This window comes from Paraburkholderia sp. JHI2823 (genome assembly GCF_038900695.1).
Taxonomy (GTDB): Bacteria; Pseudomonadota; Gammaproteobacteria; order Burkholderiales; family Burkholderiaceae; genus Paraburkholderia; species Paraburkholderia mimosarum.
Map to the genome: position 1 here is coordinate 1 of NZ_JAYMRY010000056.1, position 17,356 is coordinate 17,356.

At 57.8% G+C, this 17,356-nt stretch carries 12 protein-coding genes and 1 pseudogene; 3 read left to right on the forward strand and 10 right to left on the reverse strand.

Annotation, left to right across the window (positions count from 1 at the left end; translation table 11 throughout):
* Nucleotides 1-448 precede the first annotated feature (448 nt).
* The 4 genes from VSR34_RS34275 to VSR34_RS34290 all read right to left on the reverse strand — a co-directional run bounded on the left by VSR34_RS34275 (nt 449) and on the right by VSR34_RS34290 (nt 6,036).
* A complete protein-coding gene (locus tag VSR34_RS34275; RefSeq protein WP_342964771.1) occupies nt 449-832 on the reverse strand; it encodes a transposase in 384 nt (127 codons plus the stop codon).
* A gap of 95 nt (nt 833-927) precedes the next feature.
* Nucleotides 928-2,079 (reverse strand): porin, encoded by a 1,152-nt coding sequence (locus tag VSR34_RS34280; protein WP_342964749.1) that lies wholly within the window; start codon nt 2,077-2,079, stop codon nt 928-930.
* A 1,057-nt stretch (nt 2,080-3,136) separates the two neighbouring features.
* A complete protein-coding gene (locus VSR34_RS34285; RefSeq protein WP_342964750.1) occupies nt 3,137-4,660 on the reverse strand; it encodes a CoA-acylating methylmalonate-semialdehyde dehydrogenase in 1,524 nt (507 codons plus the stop codon).
* A gap of 47 nt (nt 4,661-4,707) precedes the next feature.
* Nucleotides 4,708-6,036: an aspartate aminotransferase family protein gene (locus VSR34_RS34290; protein WP_342964751.1), complete on the reverse strand. Its 1,329-nt coding sequence runs from the start codon at nt 6,034-6,036 to the stop codon at nt 4,708-4,710.
* A 113-nt stretch (nt 6,037-6,149) separates the two neighbouring features.
* On the opposite strand from VSR34_RS34290, the gene VSR34_RS34295 reads away from it, so the two are divergent.
* Nucleotides 6,150-7,553, forward strand: coding sequence for a PLP-dependent aminotransferase family protein (locus tag VSR34_RS34295; RefSeq protein ID WP_342964752.1), 1,404 nt, complete (start codon nt 6,150-6,152; stop codon nt 7,551-7,553).
* A gap of 68 nt (nt 7,554-7,621) precedes the next feature.
* Here VSR34_RS34295 and VSR34_RS34300 read toward each other — a convergent pair whose 3' ends face one another.
* Nucleotides 7,622-8,086: a hypothetical protein gene (locus tag VSR34_RS34300; RefSeq protein ID WP_342964753.1), complete on the reverse strand. Its 465-nt coding sequence runs from the start codon at nt 8,084-8,086 to the stop codon at nt 7,622-7,624.
* A gap of 66 nt (nt 8,087-8,152) precedes the next feature.
* Nucleotides 8,153-10,135 (reverse strand): acetate--CoA ligase, encoded by a 1,983-nt coding sequence (gene acs / locus VSR34_RS34305; RefSeq protein ID WP_342964754.1) that lies wholly within the window; start codon nt 10,133-10,135, stop codon nt 8,153-8,155.
* Nucleotides 10,136-10,476: 341 nt separating this feature from the next.
* Between acs and VSR34_RS34310 the strand changes: the two genes are divergently transcribed.
* Complete coding sequence (locus VSR34_RS34310) at nt 10,477-11,025, forward strand: PaaI family thioesterase (protein ID WP_342964755.1); 549 nt, start codon at nt 10,477-10,479, stop codon at nt 11,023-11,025.
* Nucleotides 11,026-11,291: 266 nt separating this feature from the next.
* Nucleotides 11,292-12,182, forward strand: coding sequence for an FCD domain-containing protein (locus tag VSR34_RS34315; RefSeq protein WP_342964756.1), 891 nt, complete (start codon nt 11,292-11,294; stop codon nt 12,180-12,182).
* Nucleotides 12,183-12,365: 183 nt separating this feature from the next.
* On the opposite strand, the gene VSR34_RS34320 is transcribed toward VSR34_RS34315, so the two are convergent.
* From VSR34_RS34320 to VSR34_RS34335, 4 genes and pseudogenes are all read right to left on the reverse strand, one after another.
* The gene (locus VSR34_RS34320) at nt 12,366-13,313 is read right to left on the reverse strand and encodes a 3-keto-5-aminohexanoate cleavage protein (RefSeq protein ID WP_342964757.1); all 948 of its coding nucleotides are present in this window, start codon (nt 13,311-13,313) and stop codon (nt 12,366-12,368) included.
* Nucleotides 13,314-13,512: 199 nt separating this feature from the next.
* A complete protein-coding gene (locus tag VSR34_RS34325) occupies nt 13,513-15,675 on the reverse strand; it encodes a N,N-dimethylformamidase beta subunit family domain-containing protein (RefSeq protein ID WP_342964758.1) in 2,163 nt (720 codons plus the stop codon).
* A gap of 266 nt (nt 15,676-15,941) precedes the next feature.
* Nucleotides 15,942-16,646: pseudogene (hisM, locus tag VSR34_RS34330) on the reverse strand (histidine ABC transporter permease HisM); the annotation flags it as partial.
* On the reverse strand, nt 16,643-17,329 hold the full coding sequence (locus VSR34_RS34335) for an ABC transporter permease subunit (RefSeq protein ID WP_342964759.1): 687 nt from the start codon (nt 17,327-17,329) through the stop codon (nt 16,643-16,645). The gene VSR34_RS34335 and the pseudogene hisM, both read right to left, overlap by 4 nt.
* Between the last annotated feature and the right edge of the window lie 27 nt (nt 17,330-17,356).

Here is a 17,356-nt window from a genome sequence, read left to right on the forward strand (position 1 = left end):
GCAGGTTCGTCAAGCTGACATTGCCCCGCTGTCGTGGCAGGCAATGCTCGATCCGTTGATATTGGGCTTCGGTGATTTCCATCACCGAAGTATACGATCAAACACAATTAGTGTGAACACGCCCTAGAAGAATTTTCATGTCATATCGGGCGCCAAACTTCTACGTGAAGCAGAAATGTCGCCGACAGGCTCGTCTCTTAAACAGTCGGTCGCCAGAGAAGAAGGGTCCGCGCTTGCTATGAACCGCAGCGTCTGGGGGTACCAGTATCGCGGTCGATGAGGGCACGCAACCGACAACAACAATGCGCAACGCTCGCGCTCTCTCGCAGTCCGGTCGACGATTGATCGACCTGCCAAAGGCGACCGGCCCCTTCGATGCCCGATTTTCAGCGCGGATTCGCGGCAGGGCGTGCCATAAACACTTCGATGCGCATCCACACATGCACGGTCAGCCCAGACCATCTCCCCCGGCCGAGAGAAGCGCAAGGATTTTGTCCATCACTCCGCTACGCCGCCATTGCAGCCACTTCATGTAAGCCGTCTGTGGCGGCCCAAAACTTCTGGGCAGACGATGCCATCGTTCGCCGTTGATAGTCACCCAAAGAATTGCATCGAGAATCATGCGGCGATCCCGTGCCGGTCGCCCCCAGCCTTGACGCCCATGCGGCGGAATCAGATGAGCCACGACAATCCATTGCTCATCGATAACTGGACACTGAAGCATAGGGAGTCTCCTGGATGTTAAGCGCGACGCTTTGCCCATGTTCTGTCTGGTGTGACGCCGCATGCGGCCTGACGGGCACGTTCGCGTCTCGGCAACAGCAGGCGTCATCACACCAGCGTCCGGTAGCGGCACGATTTGACCCGGCCGCACCGCCCCGAAGACGCGTCGAGCCGCAACCGCGCCTTAAATCGTTATAAGCCTCGTCAAAACTTGTGCCGTAACGCTGCCCGAATCACGAACTGATTCGAGTTCGAAGAAACGCCTGCCGCACCGGGCACATACGCGACGTCGAGCACCGTTTGGGTCTTGTCGCCTCCAGCGTGCTGGTATGCACCCTGCAGGTACAGATCCGTACGCTTCGATAGGTTGTAGTCAGCCATCAACCCAATCGACTGGTAGTTGGGATGCAGTTTTCCTGTGGTCGCATTGAAATCAGCCCGCGTATAGGTGTACATCGCGCCGACAAAGAAAGCCGGCGTGAACTGATACTTCCCGTTCACTTCGAAGTTCTGAAAGCGCAGCGACGACAGGGTCGAGCCAGCAGGCGGCGTGATCGCGCCCACATAGCTGGTGCTGAGCGGTTGCGCGATGTCAGTGTTCGTATAGGCGAAGCCCAATGTCGCCGACCCGATCGTGTAGTTGATCCCTGCACCGAAGATGCGCAGGCGTTCGCCCACGAAGTTTTCGTCGCCGCCATTGTTGATCGCGCCGGTGGCGGTTGAAGAAGGGTTGTTGGCCTGCAGATACGACGCCGCAATCAAAAGATCGCCATTCGTGTATTGCGCGCCAAAGCTGTATTGGCGATTATTGGCAAAATTTGTGTCGTTGCTGAAGCTGTACGTACCGCCGAACTGGAAGCCGGCGAGCGTCGGACTGGTGTACTTCACGGTATTGTTTACGCGAAACGTGTTATCCGTGTTGTCGTTGTCATACGGGTGGGAAAAGAGGTAGCCCGCCCAGTTGCCGTTCGCGGTGGTTTGCGCGAGAAAATCGACCAGCGAATCGTACTGACGACCAAGTGTGACCGAGCCATATGTATCACTGGCGATGCCAACGTATGCCTGCCGCCCGAACATCAAGCCGCCCTGCGCGAGTTTTCCGTTGTTGACATCGTAGCCGCTTTCGAGCCGGAACACGGCCTTCAGACCGCCGCCGAGATCCTCTGCGCCCTTCAGGCCCCACCGGCTACCTTGAACATAGCCGCTTTGGAGCTCGTAGACCCTGCTGCCGCCCACGTTATTGGTGAAGTCGAAGCCTTCGTCGATCACGCCGTACAACGTGACAGAGCTTTGTGCCATTGCGGGAACGACACATGCCGACAAGACGGATGCTGCGAGTACGTTGCGTGCTTTCATCGTATCCTCCAAACCTGTGACCATCTGGTAGCGATTTTTTTCGAATTTACTATTCTTTTCGTTACATATTACGTACACATAAATATATCCTTTCTGGCATATCCTCGTTTGTAATCGATCTATCGCCCTATGCAATCAATACTTAGAACGCTCAGAGCGCGTACCTCATAACCCAGTGGCACCCGCCATGGGATCCTGCAAAACAGCCGCAGTATCATCGAGAGATCTGGCACCCAGGATGATCCGGTGGATCAGATTGATCTCGAGATGCCGATTCGTTGCAAGACAATTGCGCCGTCGACCCGAGGAGGACGATGACAAACTCCGCCGCGTGGGCCCGCCACGACAACCTCGAAGTTGCCAGAAACTCGAGGATACTTCCGTGCGCCTTGACCGGTTGGCATGCTTGCTCCTTCAGGAATCGCCACGTGATCGACCGTTCCGCCAATCATTATAATGATTCCTCTGTTTGTCAAAATTAAATTTTGGAGTGCTTGGATGGCCCGGCCCTTTAGACGGGAGGGTGGTATGACATGTGATATGTCACGGGCAATCTGACGAAGGAACCGTCGATCGGTTTAGCGGATCGAGCGTTTTGGTCAGCGGCTCGGTGATCGAGTTGGGGCGTCGCCTCGCTCTACTGCTGAGGTAGCCGATGAGTCTGGAAGGCTGCCGCATGCGCGGGGCACCACGTTCGTCGTGAGCGCGTCAAGGCTCTCACGACGGCAAATCGAGATGGCTGTCGTCGCACCACTCGGCGCGGGCGGGGCGGGATATTCTCTTTGCGTCCACCGACGCCTTTCAATCACAGCAGCGAGTGCCTTGTTGAATCACGCGTCTTCTTGATATCTGTTCAATCGGAAGGAGTCTGTTGGTTCAGGTAATCAGCATCGAGCCTGTCGGCCCGCCCAAAAAATGCGCCATCGCCCCTCTTTCACGACGTTAAGAACGCGTGACGTTTGGTTCGACGGCGCGAAGCTCTCTCGCGGCCGGAGACTGCCCGCTGTAGACCACCGCCAGTTGCCCCGGCCCAGCAACCGGCACAGCGGCTGGAGCATTACTTCGCGACAGGCATCGTGAACTCTGCGCCCTTCGCAATGCTGTCCGGCCAACGTTGCATCACGCTTTTGTAGCGCGTATAGAAGCGCACGCCCTCCTCGCCGTATGCATGGTGGTCGCCGAAGAGCGAACGCTTCCATCCGCCAAACGAATGCCATGCCATCGGCACTGGAATTGGCACGTTCACACCAACCATGCCCACCTGGATTTGCCGCGCGAACGCCCGGGCAACACCACCGTCCGTTGTGTACAGCGAGACGCCGTTGCCGAACTCGTGCGCGTTGATAAGCTTCACTGCACTCGCGAAGTCCGGCACGCGAATCACCGCAAGAACCGGCCCAAAAATCTCTTCCTTGTAGATTTTCATGTCCGTGCTTACGCCATCGAACAGCGTGCCACCGATGAAGTAGCCCGGCTCCGCAGACACCGGGTGCTCGCGGCCATCGACGACGAGCTTCGCTCCCTCGGCCTCGCCTGAAGCGATGTAGCCTGCCACCTTCGTCTTGTGCTCAGCGGTCACGAGCGGCCCCATCTCAGCGTCGAGGTTCTCGCCATTCTTGATGACAAGCGACTTAACGCGCGGAATCAGCTTCTCGATGAGCGCGTCCCCGGTGTTGCCGACAGCGACTGCAACCGAAATAGCCATGCAGCGCTCACCCGCTGAACCGTACGCAGCGCCAATCAGAGCGTCGACAGCCTGGTTGAGGTCGGCGTCGGGCATTACGATGAGGTGATTCTTGGCACCGCCGAGTGCTTGGACGCGCTTGCCGCGGCGTGAAGCTTCGGTATGGATATATTCCGCAATCGGCGTCGAACCGACGAACGACAGCGCAGCGACATCGGGATGTTCGATGAGTGCGTCAACTGCCAGCTTGTCTCCGTTGACAACGTTGAATACGCCGTCGGGCAGACCAGCTTCCCTTAGCAATTCGGCGAGAAGCAACGACGCCGACGGATCGCGTTCGGACGGCTTGAGCACAAACGTGTTTCCGCAGGCCAATGCGACGGGGAACATCCACATCGGCACCATTACAGGGAAATTGAACGGTGTGATGCCGGCTACCACACCCAGTGGCTGACGCAGGTTCCAGTTGTCGATGCCAGTACCAATCTGGTCGGTGAAATCGGTCTTGAGCAGGTTGGGAATACCACAGGCAAATTCCACAACTTCGATGCCGCGCACCACCTCGCCTTGGGCGTCAGTGAACACCTTGCCGTGTTCGCGCGTGATGAGCATCGCGAGTTCGTTGTGGTGCTTGTCCAGCAACTCCTTGAACTTGAACAGGACACGCGCGCGTTTTAGCGGAGCCATTTCGTTCCAGGCCGGGAACGCCGCCCTAGCCGCCTGCACTGCCTGGTCAACTTCCGCTACCGAAGCAAGCGCGACTGAACCCGTCACCTCACCGGTCGCGGGGTTAAACACGTCCTTAAACTGCCCGCTCGACGGCTCGACTATCCGACCGTTGATGAAGTGGCTGACCTGCTTCACAGCGAGTCTTGCGCTCTCGTTGACAACATGCATTTCCATACTCCAAGGCTGTCTGGCCAATTTCTGCCAGAAGTGAGATTTCAGGCAACGCTGCGCAGAGCGTCACGAACCGTCGAGAAAACCTGGATAATCTTCTCTTCGTCGATAATCAGCGGCGGCGAGAATGCAAGGATGTCGCCTGTATAGCGCACGAGCACGCCGGCCTCGAAACATTTCAGGAAGACTTCGTATGCGCGGGCGCCCACTGCGCCGGGCCGCGATTCGAGCTCAATACCAGCAACGAGGCCAAGATTGCGGATGTCCTTCACGTGTGGGGAAGCACGCAGCTCGTGTGCAGCATCCTCGAAGACGCCGGAGAGCTCGCGCGCCCGGTCGAAGAGGCGGTCGCGCTTATAAATGTCAAAGGTCGCAATTGCTGCCGCGGCAGCTGCCGGGTGCGCCGTATAGGTGTAGCCATGGAAAAACTCAATGACGTTTTCGGCCCCGGCGTTGACAACCGCGTCATGCACCAGGCGACTGGCCGCCACCGCGCCCATTGGAACCGCCGCATTGTTGATAGCCTTAGCCATCGTGAGGATGTCCGGCGTTACACCAAAGTACTCGCTCGCCGTCGGCGCGCCGAGTCGGCCGAAGCCGGTGATGACCTCGTCGAAAATCAGCAGAATGCCGTGCTTCGTGCACACTTCACGCAGCCGCTCAAGGTATCCCTTCGGTGGCACAAGCACGCCCGTCGAACCTGCGAGCGGCTCGACGATAACTGCCGCAATGGTCGATGCGTCGTGCAATGCCACGAGGCGTTCGAGTTCGTCCGCGAGGTGGGTGCCCCACGTTGGCTGGCCGCGTGTGAACGCAGCTTCCGAGATGTTCAGCGTATGTGGCAGATGGTCAACGTGCGGCATCAGGTTGCCCGAGAACGTCTTCCGGTTCGCAAGAATACCGCCAACAGAGATGCCACCAAAGCCGACACCGTGATAGCCGCGCTCGCGGCCGATGAATCGCGTACGCTGGCCTTCGCCGCGTGCCCGATGATAGGCCAATGCAATCTTCAGGGCCGTATCGACCGATTCCGAACCCGAATTCGTGAAGAAGATGCGATCGAGACCTGCGGGCATGAACTCCGCTACTTTCGTCGCTGCCTCGAATGCGAGCGGATGACCCATTTGGAACGTCGGCGCGTAATCCATCGTCGCGAGTTGCTGGGCGACCGCCTCCGTAATTTCCGAGCGACCGTGTCCGGCATTCACGCACCACAGACCTGCCGTTGCGTCCAATACGGGGCGGTCATCGACCGTCGTGTAGTACATGCCCTTGGCCGACTTGAAAAGACGCGGCGCGGCCTTGAATTGACGGTTCGCCGTGAACGGCATCCAGAAGTTCGAAAGGTCAGGTGTATTGTTCGAAGTACTCATGTGTGTCTCCGTGAAGATGGAATCTACTCTACCCACGTCGCGCGATACAATCACTGGACAGCACAAAGCAAACGACCAAACCGTGTTGATTTTTTCCCTCAGACCGTATTGAAATGTTCAAGCTGAACCTCTCGCGGGTGCGAAAAAGAGAAGGCACATTGGTTGACCAGATTGTCACGTCAATCGAACAGGAACTAGGCCACGGCACCTATCCGGCTGGCACAAAGCTGCCCTCGATACGCGATTTCGCGAAGACGCACGCCCTTAGTACGTTCACTGTTTCGGAAGCGTATCAACGACTCGTTTCGCTTGGCTTGGTTGTTGCCCGACCTGGCGCCGGATATCGCGTGGCAACGCCCGAGGCCCACACGCCGGATGCACCTGCGTGGAGTGTGCCGAGTTTGAACGCATCGTGGCTGCTATCAGACGTCTTTGCAGACCATTCCGTTCCAATCAAGGCAGGGTGTGGCTGGATTCCGAATGACTGGGTAAACGAGAGCGGCATTCAGCACGCATTGCGCGTCGTAAGTCGCGTTCCGGGCCCACGGATCGGGGGGTATGGCCATCCTTACGGCCTAGCGGCGCTGCGCGAGTACATCGCGAGCGGCCTGCGCCGATACTCCCTGTCTGTTGGCAGCTCAGATGTTCTGCTCACGCAAGGCGTCACACAGGCACTAGACCTCGTCGTCCGAACTCTGTTGCAACCGGGCGACACCGTGATTGTAGAGGACCCGTGCTACTGCAATCTCCTCCAGATTCTTAAGGTAACGTTCATCAATGTCGTGAGCGTCCGGCGCACACCTGATGGAATCGACATCGCGCAACTAGAAGAGATCGTCCGTGCTCACCGTCCTAAGGGCATGTTTATCAACACCGTGCTGCAGAACCCCTCAGGTGCGTCGCTTTCTGTTTCTTCTGCATTTCGACTGCTTCAAATTGCAGATCGAGAAGGGCTTTGGGTTGTGGAAGATGATATCTCCAGGGAGTTGGCACCTCCTGGGGCGCCGTGCCTCGCTGCAATGGAAGGGTTGAAGAATGTCATCTATCTCTCAGGCTTCTCCAAAACAATCACGCCTGCAGTGCGCGTTGGTTATATTGCGGCATGCCGAAACCTCATTTCACGATTCGCATTAACCAAGATGGCAGTTGGACTTACCTCATCGGAAGTCACAGAACGCGCGGTAGCAAATGTGCTAATAGATGGGCATTATGACCGCCATATCGCGCATATCCGCGAACGGCTCTTTAATGCACACACGCGCGTAGCGGAGTCAATGACCCATTCTGGTCTGGAGATTTTCCACTTGCCAAAGGCTGGTCTGTTCCTATGGGCACGGTTGCCGATTCGTCCAGAAGACAGCATGGCGGTAACGAATGAAGCGCTTGCCAAGGGAATCTGGCTTGCACCTGGGTCGTATTTCCGGCCGGGAGAACCGGCGTCTGCGTGGTTCCGCTTTAACGCTGCAACTTCGGACGTCCCGGAACTGTGGACATTCATGAAGAACTTTCTACGCTGAACTTCCTTCCCTGCAAGGCATCACACCGCGGATCGAACACCGTTAGCTTGATACCTTTTGCCGGGTCTCTACGCTGCACGGGGCCTCTCGGTTCCGGTGCCATCTAATGCGAATACTGGCCACCCCTGCTCAATAAGGGCTCGGCTCAGTGCGTCATCGAGGTGAATGCAACGGGCGATGCCAAACGTCCGCGCTTCCTGCAATTCCTTGCCACTGCTGCCCAGGGCGATGACGCGATGGGGAGCAGTCTCGAGCGTGCGCAGTGCAATGGCATAACGATCAGCGGATTCCTGCGACGAAAGAATCGCTGAAAAGTACGTCACGCCGTCCTGTCCAAGCGCGGAGCCAATGGCACTATTTAAATACTCGGCGCTTAGATTGCTCATCAATAGCAGCGGATATCCGTCATCCCTGATGCGCTGAAGCAACTGTTTAAGCACCGTGCGCTGTTCGCGACCCGATCCGGTATCCGGGCGACCGTCCATTGCCGACCAGACGTCATCCATATTAGCGAGAATTGCGTCGATTGCCATTGCGGGTCTCCGTGGCGGGCTGGGTTTTCTTCTGTTTTTCGGCTTCCGGATGCAATCCAGGTTGAGCTATCGCGTCTCGCTAAGCTGATGAAGAATCGCGGGGTTCTCAAGCGTCGACACATCCTGAGTGATCGCCTCGCCCTTCGCGAGCGAGCGCAGCAGACGGCGCATGATCTTGCCCGAGCGCGTCTTCGGCAGATTCTCGCCGAAGCGGATGTCCCTGGGCTTGGCGATCGGCCCGATCTCCTTGCCCACCCAGGCGCGCAAATCGTTGGCGAGCTTCACGGCCTCATCGCCCTGCGGACGCGTGGCCTTGAGTACCACGAACGCCACCACGGCTTCGCCGGTGGTGTCGTCGGGGCGGCCCACCACGGCGGCTTCGGCCACGAGCGGGTTCGCCACCAGCGCCGACTCGATCTCCATCGTGCCGAGGCGGTGGCCCGAGACGTTCAACACGTCGTCGATCCGGCCCATGATCGTGAAGTAGCCCGTGTCCTTGTCGCGCACGCTGCCGTCGCCTGCCAGATACAGCTTGCCGCCGAGTTCCTCGGGGAAATAGCCCGACTTGTAGCGCTCGGGTTGTCCCCAGACGTTGCGGATCATCGCGGGCCACGGACGCTTCACGACGAGAATGCCGCCCTGCCCGTTCGGCACGTCCTGGCCGGTTTCGTCGACGATCGCCGCCATGATGCCCGGCAGCGGCAGCGTGCACGAACCCGGCACGAGCGGCGTCGCGCCCGGCAGCGGCGTGATCATGTGGCCGCCGGTTTCGGTTTGCCACCACGTGTCGACGATCGGGCAGCGCTTGCCGCCCACGTTTTCGTAGTACCACATCCACGCTTCGGGATTGATCGGCTCGCCGACCGTGCCGAGAATGCGCAGCGAAGAAAGGTCGTAGCTCTTCGGGTGCACCTTCGCGTCGGCTTCGGATGCCTTGATGAGCGAGCGGATCGCCGTGGGCGCGGTGTAGAACATCGTGACCTTGTGCTTGGCGATCATGTCCCAGAAGCGGCCCGCATTCGGGTACGTGGGCACGCCTTCGAACACGACCTGGGTTGCGCCGATCGTGAGCGGGCCATAGGCGATATAGCTGTGGCCCGTGATCCAGCCGATGTCGGCCGTGCACCAGAACACGTCCGAGGGCTTGTGATCGAAGGTCCACTTCATCGTTTGCGCGGCCCACAACAGGTAGCCGCCCGTGCTGTGCTGCACGCCCTTCGGCTTGCCCGTCGAGCCCGACGTGTAGAGGATGAAGAGCGGATGTTCCGCGCCTACCGGCACCGGCGCGCACGTATCGCTCTCGGCCGCCGAAAGTTCGTGCATCCACTGGTCGCGGCCTTCGTGCCAGGCGACCTTGCCGCCCGTGCGCTTGTAGACGATCACGCTGTGCACCGCTTCGCAGCCGCCCATGGCGAGCGCTTCGTCGGCGATGTTCTTGAGCGGCAGCGCCTTGCCGCCGCGCATCTGTTCGTCGGCGGTGATGAGCGCGACCGCGCCCACATCGACCACGCGTTCGTTGAGCGACTTCGACGAGAAGCCGCCGAACACCACCGAGTGCGTCGCGCCGATGCGCGCGCAAGCCTGCATGGCAACCACGCCTTCCACCGACATCGGCATGTAGATGACCACGCGGTCGCCCTTCTTCACGCCGCGTTTCTGCAGCGCATTGGCGAAGCGCGACACGCGCGCGAGCAGGTCCTTGTAGGTGACGTTCGTGACGGTGCCGTCGTCGGCTTCGAAAACGATCGCGACGCGCTCGCCATTGCCCGCTTCGACGTGGCGGTCGAGGCTGTTGTACGAGGCATTGAGTTCGCCGTCTTCGAACCACGTGTAGAACGGCGCCTTCGATTCGTCGAGCACCTTCGTGAACGGCTTTTGCCAGCTCAGGGTTTCGCGCGCGAGGTGCGCCCAGAAGCCTTCGTAATCGCGTTCGGCTTCGGCGCACAGTGCCTTGTAGGCGTCCATGCCGGACACAGTAGCCTGCGATGTGACATCCGTGGCAGCCGGAAATATGCGGCGTTCCTGCAGGAGAGATTCAATTCTTGACATTGGTTCCTCTAAATCGACTGGGAAGGCCCGATTGCCTGTCGACTTGTCTTTCCGGCCTCGAGTGCAATAGTCGACGCGAACTGGCTGGAGCGCGTGAACGTGTCCGCGACTTCAAAAGGTCCTTCCACGCTCACTACGCGATAGCTCTGTAACGAGCGACGCCCCGCGCGTTTACCGCATTTCACAACGTCATCGCGAGCCCCGGTTCGCTGAACGTCACGCACTTCAACGTATCGGGGTCAAGCATCCTCTTGTTTCCGAACACTCTGCCCGTACTGCGGACCCGCATCCGATGCCTGACACCGATGCGCCCTTCGACACCCTTGACGGAAACCATTATAATGATTTCTCTGATTTGCCAGAATCAAAATTTTTTCGGGTCCATCGGCCCCCTGCGCTCAACTGGAGATGGTATGACACGTGATATGGTCACCCGGCAATTCAACGAAGGTACGGTCGAGTGGTTACAGCGCCTGCAGACCCGTCGCGGATGGGTGTCTCCGATCTACGAGACGCTGAAGATCTCGGTCGTTCAAGCGCGCTCCGGATCCGTTCAGCTATCGATGCCGGCATCGTCGTTTGCAGGTAATCCCGGCGGAAAGCTGCATGGCGGCGCGCTCGCAACGATACTCGATTGCGCCATGGCGCTGGCGGTGGACTCGGCTCTTGGCGCCACGCAGGTATCTGCGACCGCCGAGATGTCGGTTCGCTTCCTGGGCGCTCATGAGGCTAACGGCTCGACCGTATTGGCCAGCGGGTCGGTGACCCAGTTGGGGCGCCGCCTCGCTTTCGCTGCCGCCGAGGTGGCCGACGAGTCCGGACGGCTGCTTGCAAGCGCGGCCGGCACGTTTGTCGTGAACGAAGCGAGGCTCTCACCGACGGCAAACTGATCAGGCTGGTCGCACTACCCGCTTCGGGAGGACGGGGAAACTCCCTACCCGTCCGCCGGCGATTCTCCATCGCGACAGCAAGCGTCTGTTGAGCTGCACGTTCGTTTCATTGCATAGATTACAATTGGTGTCATTCGAGCGTTTCCTTCTCGCGCTGGCGTCGCGGCGACTATCGCGCGCGCCACTAACGGCCGGTTCGGATACGTTGTTCCTGTGTCAAGGCGGCACAAGCTGCGGCCAGATCATTCGGATCCGAGAATCACCACATGTCAAAGATGATTAGACGAACTACAACACGCTCCTCGGCAAGCCTGGCTGAGTCGGCCTCACGCTCGGCAACGACGGAGCAGTCCCGCGTCGTCCTGCCCAAAAGTATTACTGCAAGTTCGGGGCGGACTGCGATGCGACAGGCGCGTTACATCGCAGAGGACATCAGGGCAATGATTATCCGCGATAATCTGAGTCCAGGCGATCGGCTGCCGAGCGAGAAAGACCTGATGGCGACTTACGGCTCGGCAAGAGCTACGGTACGGGAAGCGCTCGCGATTCTGGAAAGCCACGGCCTCGTCGAAGTTACGCCCGGGAAAAACGGCGGCGTCAGTCTTGCGGATATACCCACGGACACCGTGTTACAGGGCCTGCAAACATATCTCTATTTCCGCAATCTCACATGGCAACACATTTACGATGCCCGGGAAAGTATCGAACCTGAAATTGCGCGTTCATCGTGTGAATGTGTGACGCCGGACGTCCTGCAGTCGCTCGAGCATACGGTCGAACTCTGCCGCGCGGGACTCAGCGGTCAACTCGACCGACGCGCACATAAGAACGCCGAAATAGATTTCCACGAAATCATAGCCAGACATTGTCCCAATCCGTTGCTTCGGTTCGTCGGCCTGTTCCTTTGCAGAGCGGAGAGGGAGATGATTGAAGATCTGCTCACGTTCGACGACGAGGACTCGTCGCTGAAGGTGATCAGCGAACACGAGGAATTGATTGAGATGTTCCGCCGTGGGGACGTTGAGCATGTGCACTCGTTGATGCATCGCCATCTTCATGGAATGGCAGAATCCATCGAAAGCAGGCGTGGAAAGCGTAACGGCGGGGCACATGATAAACCGGCCGTCAAGCGGCAGAAAGCCAAGGCAACCCGTTGAGAAGCAGCCAACCCTGTTGCACAGGCGCTATTGGACCTTGCGGTGCTTTGTCGATTGGCTAGCGCTATCATGACTGAGCTTGTTGACTTGTAGCGGCTCCGGTCCAGTTTGCGGAGGATTCCCGCATGGCCTCGGCCAGCCCGGCCGGGGCCATGTCGTTGCGCACCTTGCGGTCGTAAACGCTCAAAAACTTACCTGACCTCTGCCCTTGAGCTCCAGTCGCGCTCGAACCTGGTCCGGAGTCGCTACTTCTTTACCAAGCTCTTCAATGATGCGTCGAATCTTGGACACCTGCTCAGCACTACTTTGCGCAAGTTTGCCGCGGCCTATTGTCAGGCTATCCTCTAACCCTACACGAACATTGCCCCCAAGCAGCACGCCCATCGCTCCAAGCGGTATCTGATGCCGACCGCCGGCGAGTACCGAGAATTCGTAGTCTCGCCCAAGAAGTCGATCCGCGGTGTGCTTCATATGGAGCAGTTGTTCCGGTGCAGCATCAATTCCGCCGAGAATGCCAAGCACAAACTGCAGGAAGATCGGACCGGTTAGCAGCCCGCGGGACCGGTAATGCGCGACGGTTTGAATATGCCCGACGTCATAACATTCAAGCTCAAAACGAGCGCCTCGCTGAGTGCCAATGACGGACAGGATCTCCTCAATATCTGCGAACGTGTTCTTGAATATTGTCTGTCGCGACGCTTCAAGAAACGGCTTTTCCCAATCGAATTGCCACTCGTTGCGACGCTCGGCCAGCGGGAACATGCCAAAATTCATTGACCCCATGTTCAACGAGCACATCTCCGGATTAAGCTGCAGCGGTGCTGCGAGGCGTTCATCGATCGACATGGACGAACTGCCACCGGTCGTCACGTTGATGACCGCGTCCGTGGCTGACGCTATTTGCTCTACGACACTACGGAAAAGATCGGGGCTCGATGACGGCTGACCGTTCAAGGGATCCCTGACATGAAGATGGATGATGGCCGCACCAGCTTCCGAAGCCTGAATAGCATGCGCAGCAATGTCCTCGACCTTATAGGGCAGATATGGTGACAGTGACGGTGTATGGATAGATCCCGTGACTGCAGCGGTGATGATGGTAGGTCCCGTATGCATTGGCTTGTCTGACATGCTTGCCTCTAATAGCGAAAAGACGATTAGTCGAGCGACTTGTTCCGCAGCTACGCAGTGGATCCATTGTGGGCGATACCACGAACTGAAACCAGGCGTCAGCAGCAGCTACCGGCATTCGAGCTGGAAGCCGCTGTGGTGGAAGAACGTCGTGCGGCCATCCCCGGATGGATGCGGTCGCCCGCTGAAACTTCCGGGACTAGGCGTCGCGCCGCGTCATGCGCGTCGCGTAGTTCTTCATAATTTTTGCAACGTCGTTGCAGTACCTGTTGTGTGAAAGGCTGCCGCACCAGGTTATCGACCCCACCGAAAAGACGGATCCTCCCCAACCTGTCTCGTACCAGATCATCTCGGCCTTGATCAACGACGCAAGTGGGCCGTGATCGAGCGACTCGTCATGCGCAGTGAGTGCGTCGAGCGCGGCACCAAATGCCGATGAATGCCCTTCGGATGTCGCGAGGAGCGTGTATTGCTCGGGCGAACCAGCAATGGTTGAAGTCGAGTCGAGTTCAAATCCTGCTGCACCGCCCCCCGAGAGTCCGTAATCCCCGATGATTCCCGAAGGGACTCCATCAAGCAGCCAGCCTCCAGGCTGTTCACGCGCGTCATCGTGAACGCGATAGTACGAGCCTTCGAAAGGCCCCTGCGCCGAGAAGCCGATACCAACCAGCCGCTGCGGAGGTCGGCCGCTGTCACGCCAAAGGCCTCCCAGTCGACCATCGAATGCGTTATGTAGTTCGCCGGGCAAACTGGTCCAGTTCCGGATCCCGTTGTTGCCACGGCGTAGCTCAAGCGCGCCGGGAAACAGTTCGGACACGGCAATTTTCCAGTAGAAGCCGTTCCCCCCAAGGTATGCAAGGTTGCCTCCCTCCTTCAGATATCCCTCGATGGCGTCGAGTGTGCGTTCAGTGTGGTACTCGGGGTGGGTGCCTGTGAGGACCGCACGATAAGGTTTGAGCATAGCCTGACCGTGACGCTCGAGATCGTCGTCCGTCACGATGTCAAACCCGATACCTTCGTGTTCGAGCCAGTCGAGCAGATAGTGATCTGCAATGTAGTGGCGACAGCCTGATCCGCGTGGTTCATTAAATGTCACGAAACCAGGACGCATCGTCAGCATGGGCCGCAGACGGGTAGAAAAGGCGACGCCGCTGCCGTCAGCGTGCAGGTTGTAGGTTGATAACCCAACTTCCGGATGATCGTCCGGATTATGTGGATATGCTTGCCACGCATCCACCTTGGCGCGGAAATCTTCATCAAAGTTACCGCGCGCAAAGTTCGCGTAAGCCTGATAGGTGTACGTCGGTATGACGATCGCGAGTTCGTGGCCCGGCCGTCCGGGACGTGCGCTCACCCAGAACGGTAGCCACTCACGATCAACTCCTCGGTCGTCTGCGAGTGCCATCGCATAAGAACCGGAAGGAAGGTCGTCAGGAACAGTGAAGGTAAACGAGGTTTCCCAATTGACGTCGTCAACATCTTCCTGATGAAAATGAATCGCTGCATACTCATCCGGCGCAGCACGCCAACAGAACTCGCGGCCGGTCCAATTCGAGGAGCGAACTGCGCGTGTAGGAAGATTAACGATTCGGCCATGACGGGCACTCGGACCGCAGTCAAATACTACTGCCGTATCAATCCCAAGCGAAAAATCCCATGCTCCGATCACGATCGAACCGGAGTGGATTCGCGGTGCTTCGATACGCCCATTGAAGTGGAGCTTTGGCGCATCGGCGGAGAGAGCCGCGATTGCAACGGCAGGCGCGGGAGCGCTCCAACCACCGTTAGGCACGGTTGCATCTGCTTCCGCGCCGATGTATCGCGAATCAACCGGCGCAAAAGACAGCTTCAGCTTCCGCGTCGCCGCGTCGTAATATAGGGAAATGCCAGACCATCGGGCTCCCACCCGGCAATTAGCGCGCAAATATACGGTTGAGCCACTGTCGTTGGACCAGGTTGCAGTGGCCCCCTCACCATCGATACCGATCTGCCATCCTTGTGCCTTGTCCGAGTCCCACTGCGACATGATGCACTGTGAGCCGTTCTTCGCTAAGGTCGGTAACACCCGGACAGAAATCGACCAGTCATCGTCAGGGTTAGGCCACGGTACGCCTGGTACATGAATCCAGGAGCCTCGATGAATCGACTGCTCGACTGACGGCGCGGTCGTCGAGTATATATGACCGAGGTCCACCATACGCAAGCCAGGCCCGGCAGGATTGGCGTCTGCATGGATCACTCGAACAAGTCGCGCCGTGAAGGGGGACTTCAGGCGGCTGGATACCTTGAAGTCGATGGGTTCGCCCGATACGGCAGAGAGTCGATCGCTGTAGCCGACCAGATCCATGGTAGTTTTCAACATTGCGGCAACTCCTTTGATTCAAACGCGCATGGCAGACTGCCAGCAAACGGGCCAGAAAGCTCCGTCGGCCATTGATTAACGATTAGTTTTACGACAAGGTTTTACGGTCACACGACACCTGCGTTTCCTACAAATGTTCCCTATTCAGAATCGCGGCGGAGATGTTTTAGCGGCCACCTTATCGAAAGCAGCGTCAGAAAATGGCCCATAAAGCGCTGACTGCGGCGTGCGGACAGACAATTCGCCACACGCCCCGTCGCGGTTGACCTTGGCGCCAGAAACGCCAGCCACCTTTTTTCGGCTTTTTTGAATGCACCGATCAGCAGGAATGATATCGATAGGTATATTAGTGCAACGATCGTAAAGCTAGAGAACGTCATGTACGTGGCGGCGTTCATGTCTCGCACGACCTTCATGAGTTCCGGCACCGTCGCGGTGAAAGCAAGTGTCGTGGCATGCAACATAAGGATGATTTCGTTGCTGTACATCGGCAATGCGCGGCGAAGCATAGCCGGGATTATCACGACACGGTAGACCGCACCTGATGACATTCCAAACGCTCTTGCAGCCTCAATCTCCCCACGAGGAATGGCCCGCATTGCCCCTGCAAATATTTCAGTAGTGTAAGCTGAAGTGCTCAATGAAAATGCCAAAACTGTACAGTTCATGCCACTTCTGAAGAAAGCACTCAGAATGTCGCTCGCCCTCACAAATTCGAGACCATATATTCCTGTGTAGATCAACAGCAACTGCACATAGAGTGGCGTCCCGCGGATCGCGAATGTGTATGCCTTGACCACCCCTGAAACATATAGATTAGGCGAATTTCGCGCAATGGAAAGCGGCACCGCAAGTACGAAACCAAACGCTACTGAGAGAACAAGCAACCATAGCGTCACTACCAGTCCGCTGAAGTGATCACCGTCGAAGACAAGTAGAGGTAGCCAATACTGTCGAAGTAAGTCAATCATCGTGAGACACCTCGAGCATGTCTGGAGTAGTGGCGCTGCAGCCGATCAAGCGCGATTGTAGAAATCGCAGCCAGAACCAGATAGATACCGGCTGCAACCAGCATGAAGAAGAAACTGTTAAATGTACTGCGTCCGGCATTCTGCGCAGCCTTGACAAGGTCTGATAGCCCGATAATCGATACCAGCGCCGTTGCTTTCACGATAACCTGCCAGTTGTTACTGATTCCAGGTAGAGCGTGCAACATAAGTTGCGGGAAGATGATCCGTTTAAATGCGGTCCAATAGGTCATCCCATATGCCATCGCTGCCTCAATCTGTCCACGGCTGATTGACAGATAGGCTCCTCGAAAAGTCTCGACGAAATATGCCCCGTATACCAGACCAATTGTCGCGGAGCCCGCCCAGAACGGACTGATGTCAACCTGCGCTGCCCCAAAGCGGTCGGTCAACACGTTTAACGCGATTTGAATGCTGTAAAACGTCAGCAACATCAGTACAAGATCGGGGACCCCCCGGATAATCGTGGTGTAGCAGCTCGATAGGAAAAAACTTAGCCGGTTTCCGGACAGCTTGGCCGTCGCGCCGAGGAGCCCCACGAGAAACGCCACCACAAGCGATAACAGTGACAGTCTCAGCGTCTCCAGGGCGCCATAAAATATTTCCGTGCCGTAGCCGCTTAGCATGCCCTGCTCCTTCTGATCAAGGAATCG

Excerpts from the sequence above, each read along its gene's own strand:
- VSR34_RS34320 (WP_342964757.1), bottom strand. The coding sequence starts at position 13,313 with ATGTCAGACAAGCCAATGCATACGGGACCTACCATCATCACCGCTGCA.
- VSR34_RS34285 (WP_342964750.1), bottom strand. The coding sequence starts at position 4,660 with ATGCATGTTGTCAACGAGAGCGCAAGACTCGCTGTGAAGCAGGTCAGC.
- VSR34_RS34290 (WP_342964751.1), bottom strand. The coding sequence starts at position 6,036 with ATGAGTACTTCGAACAATACACCTGACCTTTCGAACTTCTGGATGCCG.
- acs (WP_342964754.1), bottom strand. The coding sequence starts at position 10,135 with ATGTCAAGAATTGAATCTCTCCTGCAGGAACGCCGCATATTTCCGGCT.
- VSR34_RS34335 (WP_342964759.1), bottom strand. The coding sequence starts at position 17,329 with ATGCTAAGCGGCTACGGCACGGAAATATTTTATGGCGCCCTGGAGACG.
- VSR34_RS34315 (WP_342964756.1), top strand. The coding sequence starts at position 11,292 with ATGTCAAAGATGATTAGACGAACTACAACACGCTCCTCGGCAAGCCTG.
- VSR34_RS34325 (WP_342964758.1), bottom strand. The coding sequence starts at position 15,675 with ATGTTGAAAACTACCATGGATCTGGTCGGCTACAGCGATCGACTCTCT.
- VSR34_RS34280 (WP_342964749.1), bottom strand. The coding sequence starts at position 2,079 with ATGAAAGCACGCAACGTACTCGCAGCATCCGTCTTGTCGGCATGTGTC.
- VSR34_RS34275 (WP_342964771.1), bottom strand. The coding sequence starts at position 832 with ATGACGCCTGCTGTTGCCGAGACGCGAACGTGCCCGTCAGGCCGCATG.
- VSR34_RS34295 (WP_342964752.1), top strand. The coding sequence starts at position 6,150 with ATGTTCAAGCTGAACCTCTCGCGGGTGCGAAAAAGAGAAGGCACATTG.
- VSR34_RS34300 (WP_342964753.1), bottom strand. The coding sequence starts at position 8,086 with ATGGCAATCGACGCAATTCTCGCTAATATGGATGACGTCTGGTCGGCA.
- VSR34_RS34310 (WP_342964755.1), top strand. The coding sequence starts at position 10,477 with ATGATTTCTCTGATTTGCCAGAATCAAAATTTTTTCGGGTCCATCGGC.